The following is a 21,449-nucleotide window of genomic DNA, read 5'->3' as shown; positions in this document are numbered from 1 at the left end:
TCTCTAACGAAATATTTTCGTAAAAAACCCGGTTTCTGGGCCCCAATGTGTAAGTCCTAGTTGATATAACCAGCATAAGTTTGATTGCACAACTGCATCAATTTCTGAGGATAGCCGCCACTTTCAGCAATTAACTCCGCAATTTCTGCCTCAGTAAAATTCACGGGCTGAGCAACAGGTTTTAACCAGGAAGCCTGGAGGCGACTAACAATAAATTCGCGGCTGATTTCTTCATGCCATTGCTTCAGATTTTCCTCAATGCAAATCCCTTTAAAAGGAGATGTCATATTTTTGTCTTGACTGTCAGGAAACAGGGTATCGAGAGAGGTGCAGGCGGCGACAACTAGACGCAAAGGTGCGTTATTTCCCTCCGCCAAACCCCGCAATTGACCGCGTACTTGGTTCGTAAATCCATCCCAGGTCATTTTCTCGACTTCATCTAAAAGCAACAGCAATCGGTGCGATTCTAAAGCCCGTTCTAGTAAATATCCCTTCGCTGTCTCGATACCCGCTTTGTGGCATAAAGCACCGTAAAAGTCATTTTCATCGCAAACATTTTTTAAATCGAGGTAAATGGGTTGGCGCGGATGATGGAGTTGATTTGGTGCTTGTCGGTAAATGGCTTGTAGCACAGAACTTTTGCCGATCGCTCTTTCGCCAATGATTGCTACGCTACTGCCACTATTCAGCGTCTCGAATACCCGCCGAATTTCCCTTTCTCTGCCAAAGAAAAATCGCGGATCGTCTATCTTGCCATGCTGAGGAATAAAGGGATTATTATAATTGATATTTGGCGGTTCTAATTCGGCTATTCGATTGTCATTTGGTAAGGATGTTTGGGGCGATGTGGTTGTATTAAGCTTTTTAATTTCTTGCCAATCCAATCCTAAAGTATTGCAAATTGCAACAAAATACTGGGGCTTCACACCCTTCTGGGTGAAAAATTTATGAACTGTTTGAATATCGATACCTATCTTTAGACTTTTTTCTTCCCCCATCACAACACGATCCGCTAAGTCTTGGCGACTCCAGCCTTTGTCTGTGAGAGCTGTTTTTGCTTTTTCAATTCCTGCGTCAGATGCTGCGATCGATCGCTCTGCCATAGCTAAGTTACGAACGTTTTAACTATTGTAGCAAGCGATCGCCAACCAAACGCATACGAAACGCATACCAAACTCATACTAAGTGAAACCTATACACAGGCTGACTTTCAAGCTTTTACTCTTTAAGATTAAAACATATCCAATAAGAAAGTAGCAATTATGAAAGCTAAACCAAATATGACACCTGCTAAACCCAAATCTACTAAAATGACTCGTAAAAACACTCGTCCTCAATCTCCCTCTCGTTTCCAGTACGTCTTCGCCACTGTTATCTTTTTTACCTCACTTTCTGGAGGCGTGTCTTTCTGGATTAGTACCGAAGATCGGCCATCTCCCCAACAAGTTCGCATTTTTGAGACTTGCAATAGCACTTGGAATATGGGTGTGGGTGCGATTTTCGGACTTTTAAGTAGTAAGGTAGTTCAAGATAATGATGATGATGAGGATAATGAGTAATCTCTGATAGTTTTTTTGCAAAAAGGCGATCGCCCTTCATGTCCAAAAGTGCGTGAAGCGTAGTTATCCCGTAGGGAATCGCCCTTAATATAACTTCCCTAACTCTTTATATTTATCTGGGTTTAAACAGTGCTGGACGCACTCCGACAAAGAAACCGGGTTTTTTACCGAATTTACCGTGTGTAACGAAGTATTTCGTAAAAAAACCCGGTTTCTGAGCTTCCACAGGGACGGGCAAGATGCCCATCCCACAAGAAAACTGACTCTTTGTGGAACAGGCATCTTGCCTGTTCTAGAGCACTGCAAACAACTACAAAAAACAGACTCTTTGTGGAACAGGCATCTTGCCTGTTCCTGACAAAAGGCCACACAGATTACGAATCTCGATCGAGCTTCAGCACAGCCATAAAAGCCTCCTGCGGCACATCCACAGTACCCACAGACTTCATCCGCTTCTTACCCTTCGCCTGCTTTTGCAGCAACTTTTTCTTCCGCGAAATATCACCGCCGTAACACTTCGCCAACACATCCTTTCGCAAAGCCGGAATGTGTTCCGAAGCAATCACCTTCGCGCCAATTGTCGCTTGAATCGGCACCTTAAACTGGTGGCGGGGAATCAACTCCTTGAGTTTTTCAGTCAAGCCGCGGCCCACATTATAAGCCTTATCCCGGTGTACGATCATCGCCAAAGCATCAACCGGATCGCCATTAATTAAAATGTCCATTTTCACCAACGGATTTTCGCGATAACCGATGAGGTGATACTCCATGCTCGCATAACCGCGCGATCGCGATTTCATCTGATCGAAAAAGTCAGTCACCACCTCCGCCAAAGGCAACTCATAAACCAGCGTAGTTCGGCCTTGACTCAAATACTTCATATCCATAAAAATGCCCCGCCGACTTTGAGACAGTTCCATCAGCGCGCCGACATAAGTTTCTGGCGACAGCATTTCTACCCGCACATAAGGTTCCTCAATTTTCTCGCGATACTGAGGATCGGGCAAGTGGCTGGGATTGTCAATTGTTAACACTTCCCCTTTAATTGTTGTGATTTGATAAACCACAGAAGGAGCCGTAACAATCAAATCCAAATTGTATTCTCTCTCCAGCCTTTCTTGCACAATTTCCATGTGCAGCAAACCCAAGAAACCGCAGCGGAAACCAAATCCCATCGCACTCGAAGTTTCCGGTTCGTAAGAAAGCGCCGCATCGTTGAGTTCTAGTTTTTCTAAAGCTTCCCGCAAATCTGGAAATTGGTCAGCATCGATCGGGAACAAGCCGCAAAAAACCATCGGTTTTGCTTCTGTATAACCCGGCCAAGGCTCCGGTGCAGGCTTTTTGACCAAAGTAATCGTATCGCCGACGCGAGCATCAGCTACCGCTTTAATTGCCGCGCCCAGATAACCAACTTCCCCCGCGTGCAGTTCATCTACTTGAACTTGAGTCGGTGAAAGAATGCCCAATTCATCGATGACATATTCCTTACCCGAAACCATCAACAAAACTCGATCGCCCTTTTTGACACTTCCGTCCATCACCCGGAAATACACAATTACCCCGCGATAAGGGTCGTAATAACTATCAAAAATTAGCGCCCGCAGCGGTTTGTCAACTGTATCCTGCGGCGGGGGCACCAATTCGACGATCGACTCCAAAATTTCATCTATACCAATTCCTTCCTTAGCCGAAGCCTCAATCGCCCCGCTACAGTCCAGACCGATAATTTCTTCAATTTCCCCTTTTACCCGTTCCGGTTCTGCCCCCGGCAGGTCAATTTTATTTAAAACTGGAATAATTTCCAGATTGTGTCCCAAGGCAAGGTAGACATTTGCCAGGGTTTGTGCTTCCACTCCTTGAGATGCGTCTACCACCAGCAGCGCCCCTTCGCAAGCAGCGAGCGATCGCGACACCTCGTAAGAAAAGTCCACGTGTCCGGGAGTGTCGATCAGATTCAGCACGTACTCCTGACCGTCTTTGGCAGTATAGTTCATCCGAGCCGCTTGCAGCTTGATCGTAATGCCGCGTTCGCGTTCGAGATCCATATTGTCTAAAAACTGCTCCTTCATCTCCCGTGCCTGCACAGTCCCAGTCGCCTGCAACAGGCGATCTGCCAAGGTCGATTTTCCGTGGTCGATGTGAGCAATAATCGAAAAATTACGAATGCGAGATACAGGGACGTTAGTCATGTTTTTTATCGAAGAGCTAATCGGCAAAGGATACTTTTTGTTGTATGATTACACAAGCAAGAGTAGAGTGCTTACTACTTCAACCTCTTACTGGGGATTGAGATGAAACCACAACTGAGGCAAACCTCAAGAGTATCAGTTATTACCCTTCAAGTGTCCGACCGAGCCCGGACACCCAAAAGGAAAAAACTTTTCTCTGTCTCATTGTACAGAAAGCTGTTAAGCGGTTGAGGAAAGGTGGGGTGCAAATCAGGGACTGCAAATATCTAGTCCAGTCGGTTGTCATCAAAAGAATTGAAACTTAAGAATTAAAACTAGGATTTTTTAACTATGAGCCAGTCAAGTATACCCCCCCACAGTTCGTCAGAAAAAGTGGAACTATCTATCCATATAGATTCTGAACTCCTAGACCAAATTAAGCACTTGACGAATGACCCCAGCAAAGTCATTGAAACAGCAATCAAGCAGTGGCTCAGAGGCGAGCGCCGCGAAGACGAACTGGCTCTGAGTTTACGCCGCAACCCCCCAGTCCCGCCACGCGGTGAATGGAACGACTGAGGTTTCCGGCTACGAGACGGCGCGCGCAAATCTGCTGGCTGTAAAGTTTCTGGCTATGAAATTTCGATCGCGCGGGCGATATCCTGCAGATTTCGCGGCGAAAGCTACAAGTTGTGGGCGAGCGAACTATGCTAACTCACAACCTCGGAACTTTTCCAGGTGGTGGTTCGCAGCCTCATATTTTGGCGTAATTTTCACACTTGATAGTTAATCGGTGCAGGTTCCTAATTTCTCAATCTTAATTTTTATCTTTAAATTACCCAAAACGGCTGAGAACGAATAGTTTTGAGTTTTGAGTTGAGTTCAGAATTAAATAATTAATATTTTATGAGTTCATTGATCACTCAAAACTCAATAAGAGAAGCCTAAAATTTTTGCTAATTGTGAGTTTTTAGCGATTAATGTTTTAATTAAAAAGCCAACAACTTTTTAATTGATTACTAACTCACAAATTAACAGTAGAAGCCCCCAACAATGGGGAGTTTTGAGATATTTATTAAAAACTCAAGACTCCAAAATCCGAACTACTTTCATCCCCTACTCTGATGGACTCTAACACAGATTTTCGGCGATCGAGCCTCGCCTCTACAGTTTTTTTTCAAGAGTTAGGGGCAGAATTAGTATTTACCCAAGACGCCTCTGGTCGATATCTATCTTTTTACTGGCAAAAAGCCGAGCAGTACAACCTTACAGCAGAACAAATTGTCGATCGCCCCCTCAGCGAAACCCTGCAACCCATCCCCCCTGCGCCTTATCTCGATATCCTGCGGCGGGCGCTCGAAACCCTCGTACCGCAAAGGTTCAGCTATCCATTTTGCCACGCCGGACAATATTTTCTCTTCGATTTGACACTCACTCCGGCGATCAACTCAAACGGCAAAGCTACAAAAGTCTTAGTTATGGGAAGGCTGCTGTCTGACAAACCCACAGACAGACGGCCAGATTCCCCAGAATTCATGCTCTATCGAGCTTTGCCATCCCCCTTCGACGCCCGCCAACGAATGTCGCTTCCAGCGAGCCGTATCCCCGGTCGATCGCTCCCTCCCTACTCCGAAATCGACCGTAAAATCATCTCCCAAATCGCTCAAAACCTGCACAAAACCCTCGATTTAGCCACCATTTGGCAGCAAACTGTTAACAGCTTGGGTCAAGTTTTAAACGCGAGTCGCTGCATCATCTGTTCCTACAAAAAAGACAGCGAAAATCTCGAAACATCCCCCTTCCTTGCCTCCGAAAATCAGCAAAATTCGACCGCCGCAGCAGCCGAATTACAACAGTCAATAGCTAGCTACCCCTCGCCCCCGCTTTCCCCAACTCAAATCGAAAATCTCCAATCGAAAACTTTTAAAGTAGTAGCTGAGTACCGCCAAGAAGCTTACTCTTCTATGCTAGGAGTAGAACTGCGCGCAGCCGAACAGCCAGGGTGGATTCAAACTTTAGCTACCTTAAAACCAGTAGCAGTCGATTACGCCTCCCCCGCCACCGATCCCTTCCACCGCCATTCCGTACTCGTAGCAGCTACCTCCTACGAAGACCAACCCAATGCACTGATATGTTTGCACCGCTGCGGCAATTCTCCGAAATGGAGTCCTGTCGAACTCGAATTCGCCCGCGAGTTAGTCGCTCAAGTCGGCAGTGCGATCGCCCACGCTACACTTTACCAAGAATTAGAACAGGCGCGCGCCGAAGCCGTGGCTCTTTCCCAACTTAAAAGTCAATTTCTTGCTAATACTTCTCACGAACTCCGCACCCCCCTCAACGGCATCCTCGGCTTCCTAAAACTGCTTATGGACGGCATGGCAGATGACCCGGAAGAAGCGCACCAATTTATCGAAGAAGCTTACCGATCAGCAGTACATTTGTTCAATGTGATTAACGATATTTTGGATGTCGCTAAAATCGAAGCTGGCAAAATGGAGTTAGATCTCGCTCCCGTCAAACTCGGTGAACTGTTGCAACAAGTTGAGAATTTTACACGGGTTCAAGTCGAGCAAAAGCGATTGCAATTTCAAATCCAAAAACCCCCTGTGGAGGACGAGATTATTGTGTACGGCAACTACCAACGCCTGCTTCAGGTAATCTTGAACCTCACGGGCAATGCGATTAAATTTACCGGGGAAGGGGGAATTCGCATCAGTGCCGAGGTTATTAAGAAAAAGGTGACTGTTCACAACCAGCAGTTCCCCGGAATGGTGAAAATCCGAGTCGCTGATACTGGCATTGGGGTTTCTCTCGACAAGCAAGATAAATTATTTGAGTCGTTTTTTCAGGTGGATGGCGATCGTACCAGACAATACGGCGGCACCGGTTTGGGATTGGCTATTTCTCAAAAACTGGTAGAAGCAATGGGGGGTACAGTAAACTTTTACAGTATGGGAGAAGGACTCGGCTCAACGGTTACTTTTACTGTGCCTCTTTATCAAGAACCACTATTTAAAAATTAATCATCCGTAATTGAGCATCAGTAATTGGTCATCGGGACGTTGAAAGAATCAGGAATCAAGAATCAGCACAAATAAAGAAGCAAGAGGGAATCAGGAAGCAGAAAAAAAACTGTTATAGCGGTTCTCAACGGGAGCATCTCACTTTGGCAGCCAAGCTACAAATTGGAGTTTTGAGGCAGGAGGCAGGAGGCAGGAGGCAGAAGGAAAGAGGAAGAAGGAAGAAGCCAGAAGAAGTGTTTTTACAAATATGAGATGCTCCCGTTCTCAACTTTCGTGAGGTACTCGCCAGCTTTCTTACTAATTACTAATTACAAAACTGTACCTTATTCACTTAAAAATTGCTATATTCCTGTATTCGTAAGTTCTGTTTCGTGAATAAAGGTCATCGATAATTGCTAATTATCCTATAAACACAGTTCGATCGCCCACCAGAGTATCCCTGACAGAAAGCATCCAGGATACAAGCTCCCGGATTCATTCCGAAAGCAGACTCAGTACCCAGAAATAAAAAACCTGTATCCGATAAAGGAGCCCCCGAATTTATCCGTGGGGTCAATGCTTCAATTCTTTAATCTAAAATCTCAAATCTCAAATCTAAAATCGATTGACTTTTATCCGTCGCCCAGCTCCCTCCTTGGGAGTTTTGGACTGATATTCATCACCCGCGCCACTTCCGATCCCCAGCCAGAATTGGCATAAATCAAATCCGGGGGATACGGATAAAAGCTAATCTTTAATCTGTCGGCTGGCCGCTCACACCTCCGAGTAAACCCCCACAAACCGCCAACTTTACAAGAACTTAATGCCTACTTTTAGCACTGATTCAGCTTCCCGATCCCCTACTGTAAAGGATTTTCAAGAAAACAGGACGCTCTCCGTTCTATGTGAAAATCATAAAGATCTTGTAAAGACACCGCAAATACTTAGTAATGTTTGACGGTCTGTGGCAATATTTAAGTAGAATTACGTAATCAATAAGTCGGACAGTGGCAGGCTGGCAAATTCAGTAACTCCCTGCTCTGTTGCCGGAGTGGTAAACTTTTGCCAGTCTAGTAGAAAAAGGGTTGCTATGAATCAGCAAATATCAGCTCAATCGCAAAAGCTTTTACTCCAAATTGGCAGAAATATTCGTCGCACCTTGGATCTCAATACCATCTGGCAGCAAACAGTTAACAGTCTGGGAGAAACACTAGGCGTCAGCCGCTGTATCCTTTGTCCCTATGAAAGTTCTAGCCTGCAAGTCAAAGTAGCTGCTGAATACTGCCAAGAACCATTTTTACCCATGCTGGGAATGGAAATCTCGCTCACAGCAGCACCTCATTTCCTTCAAGCTCTAGCCACCCTCGAACCGGTGGTAGTAGACTCCTTTGCAGCCACTGACGCTTTTGGGCCGCAGTCGCTGCTAGTGGTGGCTACCGCTTACCAAGAGCAACCTAATGGCATAATTAGCTTGCATAAGTGCAAAGGTCGATCGTCCGGGAAGGGTAAGACCGATCGACCTTGGACTCAATCCCAGATCGAATTCGCACAAGAACTTGCCGAGCAAGTAGGAAGTGCGATCGCCCTCGCCACCCTCTACCAAGAGCGCAACAAGCGAGTACAAGGACTATCCCAGCTCAAAAAGCAATTTTTGTTGAAAGCGTCCCACGAGCTCCGCACTCCCCTAAATCACATCATCGGCTATCTGCAACTAACCATAGACGACCAAGCTGACGATCCCATAGAGGAGAGAGATTTTATCCAAGAAGCTCACCGTTCGGCTATCCACCTTTCTCAGGTAATTTCCAATATCTTAGATTACATTGAGTTAAGTGAAGCTTGTCAAACTCACGCAGAGTTAGCCACTTTGAGGAGTCAGGAAAAATCTGGGCATCAGTAAACCTTCGAGTGGCGTATTTAACAAGTCTAATATTTACCGTATCCACAAGTTTTACCATGAAAAAACTGACACTTTATCGATAGATTTCCTCAATTAATTCGATAGCTGGTTCATCAATTATTTTTAGGGAAATATAGTTTTACACAGTACAGAATAGCAACTACTACACGTAGTAGCGCGGTGTATTTATCATATTATGTCCGCTCAAACGACCCCCATAAAATAGTTTTTTTGACCGCCAAGGATATGGCAAGCATAAGATTACAGTTTCGCACTTTTAATGCTTTTAACTTGTGCTTGATACAATTACAGACCGCCCTTTTTTTTAGGAGTTTTTGGAGGGCTGACATAGCGCGCCCAAAAAGGTTCCTCCATATCTTTCATCGCTGCTAGTTTTTGGCGCTCTTCCTCTATGCGCTTGCGTTCTGAAAGATTAGAAAATATGTTGATACTGCCGACAGTCTGGCCGCCCGCATCTCGCACACGTGCGGCCCAAAGCCAAACATCGATCGAACTACCGTCTTTTTTCAACAAAGATATTTCCAAACCGTTTTGCGGTTTGCCATTAGACGCAGACTTTAGCAGCGCGTAAAAATCTTGCTTTTGGCCTTCAGGAATATTCGGTAAAGGTTTCCCTAAAACCTCAGCAGCAGTCCAGCCAAAAAGTTGTTCGGCGGCGCGGTTCCAAACAACGGTATTGCCGTCATTGCTGGTACAGTTAATCGCCAGCGGCGCTGATGCTATCTGGGCTTGCAAAACTTGGTTAACGAGTTGTAGTTTCAATTCTACTTGCTTGCGATCGGTAATTTCCTGACAAGCGCCCCACAAACGAACAACCCGTTCAGCAGTTTTGTCCCACACCACTTGCCAGTAGTCCCGCACCCAGCGCACCTCGCCTTTTTGATTAATAATGCGATACTCATTAGCTCCAGTGCGGCTGAAATTACAGCCTTCTAACTGTTTAATTAACATTTCCCTGTCGTCGGGATGAACGAGTTCCGAGTTCCACCAACCAAACGATTCTAATTCTTCAGGAACGCAACCGGTGCAGCGCTCAAAAGCTTCTGTCGCCCACTCGCAGGCGAACTTGCCGTCGGGCAGTCCCTTAAAAGAATAGGCAAAATCAGAAGTAATTTGCGACATAACTCTGTAGTGTAGTTCCGACTCTCGGACAGCGATTTCCGCTTGCTTTCGTTCCCCTATTTCCCGCGAATAAATTATAATTCCCTGCACGCTAGAATCGTAAAGCAAACTGTTACCTATCGACTCCATGTAGATCCAAGAACCGTCAGCGTGGCGTTTCCGATATTCGATTGCCCCCCCAATTCCGGGAGCTTCTAACAACTTACCAAAATACGTCTGCCAAGCCAGCAAATCGTCTGGATGGATTAACTCGCCGTGAAATTTGCCAATTCTTTCTTCTGGGTTGTAACCCAAAAGTCGCTGTAGGGCTCCGCTGTGGTATCGAACTCGCCCGTCGGAGCCGACAATGCTAATTAGATCGGGAGAATTACGCAGCATAGCTTGCAGTTTTGCTTCACTTTTAGTTAAGGCTTGAGTGTCCCTGCGATGCTGGCTGATTTGTTTTTCCAACTGCTCCCGTAGCTGTCTGATTTGCCCTACTTGCTGGGCTACAGTGCGTTCCAAAAGGCGATTATTTTTTTCAAGTTCCACCAGTTTTGCCGCGTTATTTGTGGCGCTTTCAAACAAGCGGCTGCCTGCCATTTCCTGTAGAGAATTTGATAAATCTTCCAAAATTTTTGTGAAAATCGCCTGTTGCGGGTGTGGCAATTCCCTAGCTTGTTCCTGCAATGTTTCTAAGTGTTTGTAGACAGTTTCTAGCATTTTATTAAGGGGGGAATCTAATAGTTACCTGCGGGTGCAACCCCTAAAAAGCGGACACAAGTTTTTTCAACATAACCCATAACTAAGACTGGTGTCTGGCTTGCGACCCATCGCGCTCTCAATAACCAGGCATTTTGGGACTTTATTTTCAAATCATAGCAACCGATAGAGAAATTGACACTCCCTTGCCTAAAGGCGCAGGGATTCTTGGATCATCCAGTCGATTTGCTCGTTGATGCTACCATCAGCGAGTAGAGATCGGTCTGTCCCCCAGCGTAAATTTCGGTGTGCCCCACCGTATTTAAATTGATTCCTGCCTGCTTCAATCCCTTTGCCAAAATGTTTTTTCCGGCATTATGGTCGCGATCTAACACCACACCACAACCACAAATATGGGTTCGAGTTGACAGAGTTTTTTTAACCAGGTTGCCACAGTGTGAACATTCCTGAGATGTGTACTGAGGAGCAACAGCAATAACTGTTTTGCCGTACACTTTTCCAAAGTATTCCAACCATTGAGCAAACTGTGACCACGCAGCATCGCTAATTGATTTAGCGAGTTTATGGTTCTTAACCATGTTCCGCACCTGAAGGTCTTCGTAGGCTACAAAATCGTTAGATTTCACCGCGCACAACGCCGTCTTAATGGCGAAGTCTTTACGCTGTCTACTGACCTTCAGGTGTTTTCTTCCTAACTTGTTGATCGCTTTTTTTCGATTTTTAGAACCTTTCTTTTTCCGAGAAACTCGCTTCTGCGATCTCTTCAGAGCTTTTTCGCTTTTGCGGAGATACCGAGGATTAGGAACTGTTTCGCCATCGCTATCAGTATAAAAATGGTTTAATCCGACATCTATTCCAATGGCTTTACCAGTGGAAATAGCTTCCTCTTTCCGTTCCACATTGATACAAAATTGAGCGTAGTATCCGTCGGCACGACGCACGACTCTGATTCGTTTAATCTCGTTTGGCGCCTAGAAATACAAATCCCGACTACCAACCAACTTGAACTTCCCAGCAGCGAAGCCGTCTTTAAATGTTAAACATCTTTTGTCGGCAGAAAGTGACCAACCCGATTGTTTGTACTCAACGGAACGAGTGTGCTTTTTGAACTGCGGGAATCCCTTTTTCCCTGGTTTCTTTGCTTTGCAATTAGCAAAAAAACGCCCTATAGCAAAAATGGCACGCTCCGCCGAAGCTTGACGTGCCGTCGAGTTAAGCTGGCCTGCCCATTCAAACTCTTTCGCCATAATGGCACACTGTTTGTATAGGTCTACCAGCTTAATTCCTTGATTGTCTATCCAATGTCTAAGAGTTTTGTTTCGGACAAATTGAGCCGTCCGAATCATTTCGTCCATGATCCGATATTGCTCCGCTTTGCCTTTCAACTTAAACTCTAATACTATCATGGGAATAGTTTATCATTATTTTTACTGCAACTTTTACCCACAAAATCTACCTATTTAACAATTATTTACAAATTGTAGAAATTAAAGCCGTCCTAGAAGGACGGGGCTTTATACCCACTTTTGCGGTAAATTCTTGTTGCGCCCTAATTGCCAGCCCAGCCGCACCCCCAACAAGTGCTCGCCAGGAGTGCGGGTAACTCCCCTATCCAGTGAATGTGGGGCTTCTCGCGGTTAAGCTAAACTAGATGGGTGTCAAGAGAAAGAGGGATTTATGACAGAGCAAGCCAACGCTCGCGATTTGTTTCGCGCTGCTTACGAACACCGCTATACCTGGGATGCCAATTTTCCCGGTTACAGTGCCGATATTGAACTCAAACAGGGCGACGAAGTATATACGGGTCATGTTTCCATCAAACCCGACATGAGCGTGGAAGTCAGCGGCATTGAAGATGAGGAAGTGCAGCAAAGCGTCTACACCCAAATGCGCGATATTGTCACCCACCGCAAACGCTCGACATTTGAAAAATCTCACGGCAAAAATAGCTTCACCCTGGGCGAGAAGGACAGCACCGACGCTGTGGACATCTTGGTACAAGGCGACTCAATGGGATCGAATTATAAAATCCGAGGTCTCTCAATTTGTCAAGTCAGCCGGGTGATGGGCCGCATGGCTTTCGTAATTGACACGCACAAAAGCTTAGAGACACCCGAAGGTTCTTTGGCCACTCACTACGATGCAGTTTTCCGCAACCCCCAAACAGACGAAATCATCAAAGAACTCGAATTTGAAGATACCTTTGAGAAGATAGGCGACTATTATGTCATGACCAAGCAAGTAGTTCGAGCCAAAGAAAAAGGTCAACTGACAACAACCGAGTTCAACTACTCCAATGTCAAACTGCTAGAACCAGCAGTAGTGTAGCGCCCTCAAAAACCCAATTTCTTAAATAAAACGGGTTTTTTTGATTAACGTATCAGAATCAACTTGATTTGGCGGCAAGTAACGCTACGATCGAACGAGAGAGCGAATTGGGATCGAGCATCAGCGTAAGGAACCCCACGCCTAAAGGCGGAGGCTTTTAAGACTGTCCGGCTCTTTGAGCGGGATTGAATCGAGAGCTTACCTTACCAGCCTAAGTCTTTACTGACTACGTTTTTTGAGTCACGACACCGGAGAATGCGAAGCTAGTTTTCCGCTCTGTCGCTAGTGGTTAAACATCTGTACAAGGGTTAAGGACGTGCTGCTAGCCTAACAAGCTCTTAAAACATTGGCGAAGCTAACATTACCCCGCAAGGGAGTTTGAGGCAACCATACCTCACTGGAGAGGCAACCATACCTCTCCAACCCCGAAAGGGGATTTTAATGCGACGGTCGTCGCTGCCGCTGTCCTCCCCATGCCTAAAGTCAGGGGCTTCTCGCTCGTTTTTCGGTGACAGAAACCGGGTTTGCTGCAGCCAGCTCATTTGAGTACGCAAGTCTTTTTTCAACAAGCCCGGTTTCTTAAATCTCGCGCGGTTGAGAATGCTGTCCCTGAGTCAAATCGAACTTTCATCAACTGCAAGAAATCATCACAGAGGCGAAATATGACACTAGCACTAACCAGAGATAACGTCGAAACAGTTCTCGATGAAATGCGCCCCTACCTGATATCCGACGGTGGCAACGTCGAACTCGTAGAAATTGACGGCCCAGTGGTACACCTGAGACTGCAAGGAGCTTGCGGCTCTTGCCCAAGTTCCACAATGACTCTGAGAATGGGCATTGAACGTCGCCTGCGCGAGGCTATCCCAGAAATTGCCGAAGTCGAACAGGTAATGTAATTAGTCAGTTGGCAATTGGTAGTTGACTGTTTACTGTTGGCAGTTGACGGTTGACTGTTGACTGTTGACTGTTGACTGTTGACTGTTACCAATTACCAGTTGACGGTTGACAGTTGGCAGTTGACTGTTGACTGTTGACTGTTACCAATTACCAGTTGACTGTTGACTGTTGCCAATTACCAAATTTAATTGCCAATTACCAATTACCAAATTTAATTACCAATTACCAATTACCAATTACCAAATTCAATTACCAATTACCAATTACTAAATTCAATGTCTCACCCCCTTTATGTAGCCTTCATTTGGCACCAACACCAACCGCTCTACAAATCCAGAGTATCAGCTAGCGCAGGAGCAGCTCAGTACCGACTGCCTTGGGTGCGCTTGCACGGAGTCAAAGACTACTTGGATTTAGTGCTCCTCCTGGCAAAATATCCCAACCTGCATCAAACCGTAAACTTGGTTCCCTCCTTGATTTTGCAGATAGAAGACTGCATCGCAGACAAAGCATTAGACCCTTACTTGACGGTGACATTAAAGTCAGCAGAAATTTTAACCCTCCCAGAACAAGAGTTCATTTTAGAACACTTTTTTGACGCCAATTACCACACTCTGATTCAGCCACACCCCCGCTACGCTCAACTCTACACTCAGCGGCAGGAAAAAGGCATTCAGTGGTGTTTGGCAAACTGGAAATTGCAGGATTTTAGCGACTTGCTGGCATGGCACAATTTAGCTTGGATTGACCCGCTGTTTTGGGACGACCCGGAGATTGCAGGGTGGCTGAAACAAGGACAAAATTTTAGTTTGGTAGACAGAAAAAACATCTACTCAAAACAAAAAGAAATCCTCGCTCGCATCATTCCCCAGCACCGTAAAATGCAAGCTGAGGGACAGTTGGAAGTCTCCACAACCCCCTACACGCACCCGATTTTACCGCTGCTTGCCGACACGAATGGCGGCCGCATAGCTATTCCAAACATGACGCTGCCACAACATCGGTTTCAGTGGGCAGAAGATATTCCCCGACACCTGAGAAAAGCCTGGGAAATGTATGAAGACCGGTTTGATTGCCAACCGCGCGGTTTGTGGCCGTCGGAACAAGCAGTCAGCCCGGAAATTTTGCCCTATATTGCCAAACAAGGCTTTAAATGGATTGTCTCGGACGAAGCAGTTTTGGGGTGGACAATTAAACACTTTTTCCACCGCGACGCGACAGGGAATGTCTACGAACCAGAATTCTTATATCGCCCTTACCGTTTAGAAACTCCTGACGGCGATTTAGCCATAGTATTTAGAGACCACAGATTGTCCGACTTGATCGGGTTTACCTACGGTTCGATGGAACCGGAAAAGGCAGCATCAGATTTAGTGGGACACTTAGAAGCGATCGGCAGAACGCTCAAAAACCGACAGTCCGATGGTCAAACAGCTTTAGAAAATCCCTGGTTAGTGACGATCGCCCTAGACGGCGAAAATTGCTGGGAATTCTATCCCCAAGACGGCAAACCGTTCTTAGAATCCCTCTATCAAACTCTCAGCAATAATCCAGATATAAAATTAGTCACAGTCTCAGAATTTCTTGACAAATTCCCAGCAACCGAAACAATTCCCGCAGCCCAACTGCACACCGGTTCCTGGGTGGACGGTTCTCTGACAACTTGGATCGGCGATCCCGCGAAAAATCGCGCTTGGGACTTGTTAGAGCCCGCGAGACAAATGCTGGCAAACCATCCAGAGGCCACAGAAGAAAGCAACCCAGAAGCTTGGGAAGCGCTTTATGCGGCCGAAGGTTCCGACTGGTTCTGGTGGTTTGGCGAAGGCCACACGTCGAACCAAGATGCCATGTTCGACCAGCTATTTCGCGAACACGTAGCGGCGATTTACGACGCTCTCGGCGAGCCTGTACCCCCGGAAGTGCGGCGGCAAGTAGAGGTGCACGAGGTTCAAGGCGACCACCTGCCGCTGAGCTTTATTCACCCGGTGATTGACGGTATCGGCAACGAACAGGATTGGGACAAAGCCGGCCGGATTGAAGTTGGGGGAGCAAGGGGTACGATGCACCGGAGTTCGGCAATTCAGCGGCTTTGGTACGGGGTTGACCACTTGAATTTTTACATTCGCGCCGACTTCAAGGTAGGGGTGCGGCCGGGAATTGATTGCCCGCAGCAGTTAAATTTGTTCTGGTTTTATCCCGATCGCACGATGCACAACAGTCTGATTCCGCTGTCGGGTTTGCCTGACGAAGCACCGCTAAACTATAGATACCACCATCAGTTAGAGATTAATTTGCTGACGAAATCGATTTGGTTTCAGGAAGCAGAAGAGGGCGATCAGTGGCAGCCCCGCATTAGCCGCGCTCAAGTGGGAGTGGATAAATGTTTGGAGGTAGCAGTGCCCTGGGCGGATTTGCAGATTATGCCCGACTGGCAGGTGAGGCTGATTGCGGTTTTATCGGATGGGAGTCGTTACTCTAGCTGTATGCCGGAAGATGCTTTGATTCCGATCGGAATGCCGTAAAAAGTCATTAGTAATCAGTCGTCATTAGTCATTAGGCTGTAGGGGCGGGTTGCACCAGCTTTCATAGAACTGACAACCCAAATAAATATAAACCCGCCCCCTGAATTAGTAATTAGTCATTAGTCATTTTTTGAACCAACAAACAATTAAATAATTATCAAATTTTATTAAATTGGGGCTTCTACTCTGGCTACCTAATGCCTTGATAATTTCGATCACGTCCGGTCGATATAAGGCTATAAAAATTGTTGGTAGTGAAGGCTTCATTCCTCATAAAAAAGAGGGCTTCATTCCTGACTACACAACATATAATGGTTAATTTACCGGACATCATATCATTAGTCATGGGGAAATTAACAAACTAATGAGCCGCATTTTACTCTTGGTCGATCGCCACCAACAACTTAATTTGCCGATCGCCCACCTCAACGCCGAGCATGAGGTGATCGTACTCGCTCACCCTTTAGATCCCAACTCCGAATTTCCCATTCCCCAAATCGCTTTTGACTTGTGCATTCTCGACGAGGCAAATTTCGATCGCATCGGGCCGCTGGTAGAATCATTAAAAACTGCCGCCGATCCGATATTTTTACCGTTCTTACTTGTTAGTAAATCCCAAACGCCTGCTATTGCTGAGCAGCCCTTTTCGCTGCTGGCAAAACAACTCGAACGCAGAATAGACGATTTGATAGTAAGTCCCGTCGAACCCACCCAACTGCATTTGCGGGTAGAGAATTTGTTGGCCCGCAGGCGGCAGTCGCTAGAACTTCACCGACTTCAGGAAGTAATTAAAGAACAGACTTTTACAGAAAGTTTGTTAAAGGACTCGTTGCAAATGGCAAACGAAAACCTGCAACGGGAAATCGCCAAGCGGGCCGAGGTAGAAACTGCACTGCGAGAAAACTCCTATCTCAACTCGCTGATCAATGCCATGCCAGATATTGTCTGCTTCAAAGATGGCGAGGGTAGGTGGCTGGAGGCAAATCGAGCGATATTGGAAGTATTCGAGCTAGAAAAGATAGACTACCGTGGTCTCAAAGATTCTCAGCTAGGAGAACTCAGCAGTTTTTACCGCGAGGCGCTACAGGCGTGCGAGGTGAGCGATAGAGAAGCGTGGGAAAAAGGTGAGCTTTCTAGGGGAGAAGAAGTAATTCTCCGCTCAAACGGTACTGTGAAAATCTACGACGTGATTAAAGTACCCGTATTTCACCCCGACGGCAGACGCAAAAGTATAGTGATTTTGGGTCGCGACATTACCGAACACAAGCAAACTAGAGATGAACTCGTGCGCTTGGCGTCGATTGTCGAGTCTTCCGACGACGGCATCGTCGGCAAAACCCTCGCCGGGACAATTCAGAGCTGGAACTCAGGAGCAGAGAAGATTTACGGCTACTGTGCTGCGGAAATCAAGGGGCAGTCGATCGAGATTTTAGCCATACCCGAACGCCCCAAGGAAATGCCTCAAATATTGGAAAATATTAGGGCGGGAGCCAGCATCGACCATTACGAAACCGTACACTTGCGGAAAGATGGTCAACAGATAGATGTCTCCCTGACGATTTCTCCGATTAAAGACGCCACTGGAGCGGTAACGGGCGTTTCGACAATCTCTCGCGACATCAGCGACAGCAAGCGAGTCGAAAAAGCCTTTGAACAACTCCGCCACCAAACAGAAATGATTTTGTTCTCCGCAGGAGAAGGAATTTGCGGGTTGAACAAAGAGGGAAAAGTAACTTTTGTCAATCCTGCGGCGGTGAGAATGGCTGGGTGCGAATCGAAGCAATTGATCGATCGACCACTCTATGAAAGCTTACACCGTGCACAGGAAGAATGCTCAAAGGCGATCAAGCAACTGTCACCTGCAACAGACATCAATTCAGAGTCGGAACTTGTGCCACACTGCGCCACACAGCAGGCGGGCAAACTGCTGCCGAACCGGGTAAGTTCTCAAATTTTAGCCACCTTGGAAGACGGAGAGGCGCGGCGCGTCACCGATGAGATTTTTTGGAGGCGAGACGGCAGCAGTTTTCCGGTTGAGTACGTTGTCGCTCCGATGCGAGAAGAAGGCGAAATTATTGGAGCTGTGGTGACTTTTAAAGATATCACGGAGCGGCTTGCCGTCGAGCGCATGAAAGATGAATTCATCTCTGTTGTCAGCCACGAACTGCGGACACCCATGACCTCAATTCACGGCGCTCTCGGCCTCCTCAACAGCGGCCTGCTGGACGCTTACCCCCAGAAAGCTAAGCGGATGCTGGAGATTGCTGTCACTAATACTGACCGTTTGGTGCGCTTGGTCAACGACATCCTAGATTTAGAGCGGATGGAGTCGAGTTACAGCACTGCCATCAAACAAACTTGCAATGTGGCTGAGCTGATGTTGCAGGCGGCTGACGAGATGCAGGGAATGGCTCAGCAGGCGGGAGTTACTCTGTCGGTGAAGCCTGTGGGGGCGCAATTGCAAGCTGTTCCCGATCGGCTAATTCAAGCATTGACAAATTTGCTTAGTAATGCTATCAAATTTTCTCCCTCCGGCGCTACGGTTTGGCTGAGCGGGGAGTTGACCCACAATCCGGATTTGGCAGAAAAAGCAGCGCACAAGTCGGTGTCGTCTCCGTCTTTGTTGTCTCCTGAGCCTGCCGCCGCGCCTCCGCATATGCCAGTTCTGAACTCGTGGTACATCGTGATTGCTGTGAAAGACCAAGGGCGGGGTATTCCGCCAGACAAGCTGGAGATGGTCTTTGAACGCTTTCAACAAGTTGATGCTTCTGATTCTCGCCAGAAGGGAGGTACTGGTTTGGGGCTGGCTATTTGTCGCAGTATCGTGGAGCAGCACGGGGGGCGGATGTGGGTGGAGAGCGTTGTGGGGGAGGGCAGCACTTTTTTCTTAAGTCTGCCACTTCTCAGGGAGGGGCTGGCAACTGAAAGTTAATTTCTACCCAGGTGTACCCAAAGTTAATGATTTTGTGCAGATTGTTTGTCGATGACTCGATCAAACAATCTCAGCCTTTTCAGCAGTTTGGGGACTGCGGGCAAAAAGCACAATTTGAGGTCGTCGAAAAGCGGCTTTTTTTGGGTGGGATATTTTACAGCAACCGCGCCAGAGGGTTAGGATGTTCTTAGGTGAAACCCTGCCGCTCAATGGTAACTTCGGTCTTCCTTGTTCCTTATTCCTTCAACATCTGCTATACAGTTTTGAAAATTTACTGTAAAGTCCGATCGGGTAAGATAATTTGCTTTACAAAATATTCACATTTAACCTCTAATCTGTGATCAGTTCTCATTCATAAAAAAATGTTAATTTTGACTGCCAAGCGCATCTTGGTTATTGACGATGCGGAAGATATTCGGGAAGTAGCTCAAGTCAGTCTTGAACTGGTGGGGGGCTGGGAAGTCCTGACAGCGAGTTCGGGCCGCGAGGGCGTTGCTAAGGCTCTTGCCGAACAGCCTGATGCTATTCTATTGGACGTGATGATGCCCGACCAAGACGGGCCTACTACTTTTCTACAGTTAAAAGCTAATAATGCTACGCAGCACATTCCGGTAATTTTATTGACGGCTAAGGCTCTGGCTGGGGACAGGCGGATGTTCGCTGATTTGGGGGTGGTGAGCGTGATTGCTAAGCCTTTTGAACCGATGTTTTTGGCGGCTCAGGTCGCTGAGGCTTTGGGGTGGGAGCAAGAATAGATCGATCGCGCGCCTTGAATTATGCAGCTTTTCAAGCAGTAGTTTTGCAGGCAAAGAGAGTTAAAAAAACTTGGTTTCTTTGGTATGGTTCCTTAGCTCGAATCAGGGCGATCGGACAGGATATGTGTAGCGATTTAGGCCCCGTACCTTTCGTGCTGTCAGCTTAAGACTCAAAACATCAGTCCGGTATCAATTTCAACCCTGTCGGTATTGGGATGAAATTGATACCAATTAGGGATGCCTAAATCCCTATGGGTAGTGCGTTCATTTAACCTGATTCGGCCTCAGCCATGAGCTCAGTATTCCTACAGATTTATCGGGAAAATATAAGCTGGCAGGATTATTTTACTTTTTGTAACAACTCACTCGTCTTCATAAGTTCTTCAGGTTTTAGTTTTATGTTTAAGCAGAACGTCAGGGATCGCTCCTGACTGTTGGCAGACACATTGGGAGAAGACGACTATGCCCTCAGCTTACATTTTGCTACTAATAGTTTCTCTGGCAGCAGTCTGGGTTTACTGGCAAACCTCTCAAGATATTTTTGTTCTTGTGGCTTGGGCCGGGCTGGGTTGTTTTATTTGGGGTTTCTCTTGGGCTCCTTGGAGCGTTCAGCTTTTGATTGTGGTGTTACTATTGGGCCTCCAAAAGTGCTACTTGCGCGACGCTCAAAGCTGTGAGTGAAAGAGATTTTTTATTTTTGTGCCTGGAATTGAGATGTGCAGGCTTTCGTGAATCTCTCTAATGATTGGGTTATCGCTCCATATCTTCAAAAAAGGTTTAAAATATCATGAATAGTTGCCCTTGTTGCTCCTCTAAATTGCTCCGCCACGCTCGCCACAATCGCGTTTATTGGTTCTGCTCGCACTGCTGGCAGGAAATGCCCGATCTGTCGGAGATGATTTTAGGTAAAAGCACGCGGAGTCACAAACGCGACGGTTTGGTGAAACATCCGACTTTGACTCCTACATTGAGAATTTTTGATTCTGTAGAAATTGCTTAGTTTCGTGGAGTTAGTCTCGCGATAAATATTGAGACTGAAAAGATTTTTGTTTGTGCCCTCTGTTGGGTTTTTTAATAAAAATGCAAAAGCCCCTTCCGTGTGAAGTGAAGGGGACTTATTAGCGGGGGGGCTTTTGCACTTGTGATGGGGTCGATCGCGTGAATTTCAACTCTTGTGCAGTTAAGCTGATTACATCAAACCGATTTGAGAGAGAATGCCTTGACCGGTGAGGAATTCGGTAGCTAGACCGATAACGAAGCCCAACATTGCCAAACGGCCGTTCCAGGTTTCAGCAAACTCAGTGAAGCCAACTTTTGCGTCTTTGTTTTCCATGACCAGAAACCTCGTTTAATTTCAACCTTATGTAACTAAACTTAACACAGCAGTATAAAGTTTGCAACATATTTTTACATTTACTGTTTAAATGCCGGAGATCAGCGGGATGGACCCGCAGGGAGAGGGCTGACAGGTGTAGGTTTTTTACAACTAGGAGGAGTTACAAGCATAAAAGGCATCCACAGGAGTGTGAGGGAAGGAA

16 protein-coding genes and 1 pseudogene are annotated in these 21,449 nt (G+C 46.5%); 12 read left to right on the top strand and 5 right to left on the bottom strand.

Annotated elements, in window-relative coordinates; translation table 11 throughout:
- Positions 1-56: 56 nt before the first annotated feature.
- Positions 57-1,103 (bottom strand): AAA family ATPase, encoded by a 1,047-nt coding sequence (locus QUA83_RS22750; protein WP_333296022.1) that lies wholly within the window; start codon positions 1,101-1,103, stop codon positions 57-59.
- A gap of 159 nt (positions 1,104-1,262) precedes the next feature.
- Here QUA83_RS22750 and QUA83_RS22745 point away from each other — a divergent pair, with 159 nt between their 5' ends.
- Positions 1,263-1,559 (top strand): hypothetical protein, encoded by a 297-nt coding sequence (locus QUA83_RS22745; RefSeq protein WP_333296019.1) that lies wholly within the window; start codon positions 1,263-1,265, stop codon positions 1,557-1,559.
- A gap of 374 nt (positions 1,560-1,933) precedes the next feature.
- Here the strand turns inward: QUA83_RS22745 and lepA are convergent, their stop codons facing one another.
- Positions 1,934-3,748: a translation elongation factor 4 gene (gene lepA / locus QUA83_RS22740; RefSeq protein WP_333051855.1), complete on the bottom strand. Its 1,815-nt coding sequence runs from the start codon at positions 3,746-3,748 to the stop codon at positions 1,934-1,936.
- 330 nt (positions 3,749-4,078) lie between these two features.
- On the opposite strand from lepA, the gene QUA83_RS22735 reads away from it, so the two are divergent.
- The 3 genes from QUA83_RS22735 to QUA83_RS22725 all read left to right on the top strand — a co-directional run bounded on the left by QUA83_RS22735 (position 4,079) and on the right by QUA83_RS22725 (position 8,629).
- Complete coding sequence (locus QUA83_RS22735) at positions 4,079-4,306, top strand: type II toxin-antitoxin system CcdA family antitoxin (RefSeq protein ID WP_333167632.1); 228 nt, start codon at positions 4,079-4,081, stop codon at positions 4,304-4,306.
- 545 nt (positions 4,307-4,851) lie between these two features.
- Complete coding sequence (locus tag QUA83_RS22730) at positions 4,852-6,750, top strand: ATP-binding protein (protein ID WP_333296015.1); 1,899 nt, start codon at positions 4,852-4,854, stop codon at positions 6,748-6,750.
- 1,069 nt (positions 6,751-7,819) lie between these two features.
- A complete protein-coding gene (locus tag QUA83_RS22725) occupies positions 7,820-8,629 on the top strand; it encodes a GAF domain-containing protein (RefSeq protein ID WP_333296013.1) in 810 nt (269 codons plus the stop codon).
- A gap of 306 nt (positions 8,630-8,935) precedes the next feature.
- On the opposite strand, the gene QUA83_RS22720 is transcribed toward QUA83_RS22725, so the two are convergent.
- Both QUA83_RS22720 and QUA83_RS22715 read right to left on the bottom strand, forming a co-directional pair.
- Positions 8,936-10,474 carry a PAS domain S-box protein gene (locus tag QUA83_RS22720; protein WP_333296012.1) on the bottom strand — a complete coding sequence of 513 codons (1,539 nt, stop codon included), beginning with the start codon at positions 10,472-10,474 and terminating at the stop codon, positions 8,936-8,938.
- Between the two features lie 212 nt (positions 10,475-10,686).
- Positions 10,687-11,880, bottom strand: a pseudogene (locus tag QUA83_RS22715) (RNA-guided endonuclease InsQ/TnpB family protein).
- Positions 11,881-12,151: 271 nt separating this feature from the next.
- Between QUA83_RS22715 and QUA83_RS22710 the strand changes: the two are divergent.
- From QUA83_RS22710 to QUA83_RS22675, 8 genes are all read left to right on the top strand, one after another.
- Positions 12,152-12,802, top strand: a complete 651-nt coding sequence (locus tag QUA83_RS22710) for a DUF3386 domain-containing protein (protein WP_333038699.1) — start codon at positions 12,152-12,154, stop codon at positions 12,800-12,802.
- Positions 12,803-13,464: 662 nt separating this feature from the next.
- Positions 13,465-13,701, top strand: coding sequence for a NifU family protein (locus tag QUA83_RS22705; protein WP_006632519.1), 237 nt, complete (start codon positions 13,465-13,467; stop codon positions 13,699-13,701).
- 276 nt (positions 13,702-13,977) lie between these two features.
- A complete protein-coding gene (locus QUA83_RS22700; protein WP_333296010.1) occupies positions 13,978-16,224 on the top strand; it encodes a glycoside hydrolase in 2,247 nt (748 codons plus the stop codon).
- Positions 16,225-16,588: 364 nt separating this feature from the next.
- Entirely contained in the window at positions 16,589-19,156 is a 2,568-nt protein-coding gene (locus QUA83_RS22695; protein ID WP_333296008.1) for a PAS domain S-box protein, read from the top strand.
- Positions 19,157-19,518: 362 nt separating this feature from the next.
- Positions 19,519-19,911, top strand: a complete 393-nt coding sequence (locus QUA83_RS22690) for a response regulator (RefSeq protein WP_333296005.1) — start codon at positions 19,519-19,521, stop codon at positions 19,909-19,911.
- Positions 19,896-20,078, top strand: a complete 183-nt coding sequence (locus QUA83_RS22685; protein WP_333296003.1) for a hypothetical protein — start codon at positions 19,896-19,898, stop codon at positions 20,076-20,078. The genes QUA83_RS22690 and QUA83_RS22685 overlap by 16 nt, the downstream gene beginning before the upstream one ends.
- A gap of 295 nt (positions 20,079-20,373) precedes the next feature.
- Complete coding sequence (locus QUA83_RS22680) at positions 20,374-20,592, top strand: hypothetical protein (protein ID WP_190655558.1); 219 nt, start codon at positions 20,374-20,376, stop codon at positions 20,590-20,592.
- Between the two features lie 106 nt (positions 20,593-20,698).
- Positions 20,699-20,911 (top strand): hypothetical protein, encoded by a 213-nt coding sequence (locus QUA83_RS22675; protein ID WP_333296000.1) that lies wholly within the window; start codon positions 20,699-20,701, stop codon positions 20,909-20,911.
- A gap of 189 nt (positions 20,912-21,100) precedes the next feature.
- On the opposite strand, the gene QUA83_RS22670 is transcribed toward QUA83_RS22675, so the two are convergent.
- Positions 21,101-21,244: a chlorophyll a/b-binding protein gene (locus QUA83_RS22670; protein WP_015176459.1), complete on the bottom strand. Its 144-nt coding sequence runs from the start codon at positions 21,242-21,244 to the stop codon at positions 21,101-21,103.
- Between the last annotated feature and the right edge of the window lie 205 nt (positions 21,245-21,449).

Origin of the sequence: Microcoleus sp. K1-B1 (genome assembly GCF_036704705.1) — a bacterium.
Lineage (GTDB): Bacteria > Cyanobacteriota > Cyanobacteriia > Cyanobacteriales > Microcoleaceae > Microcoleus.
Note: the sequence above shows the minus strand (reverse complement) of the source record. Positions and strands in the feature narration are given on the sequence as shown.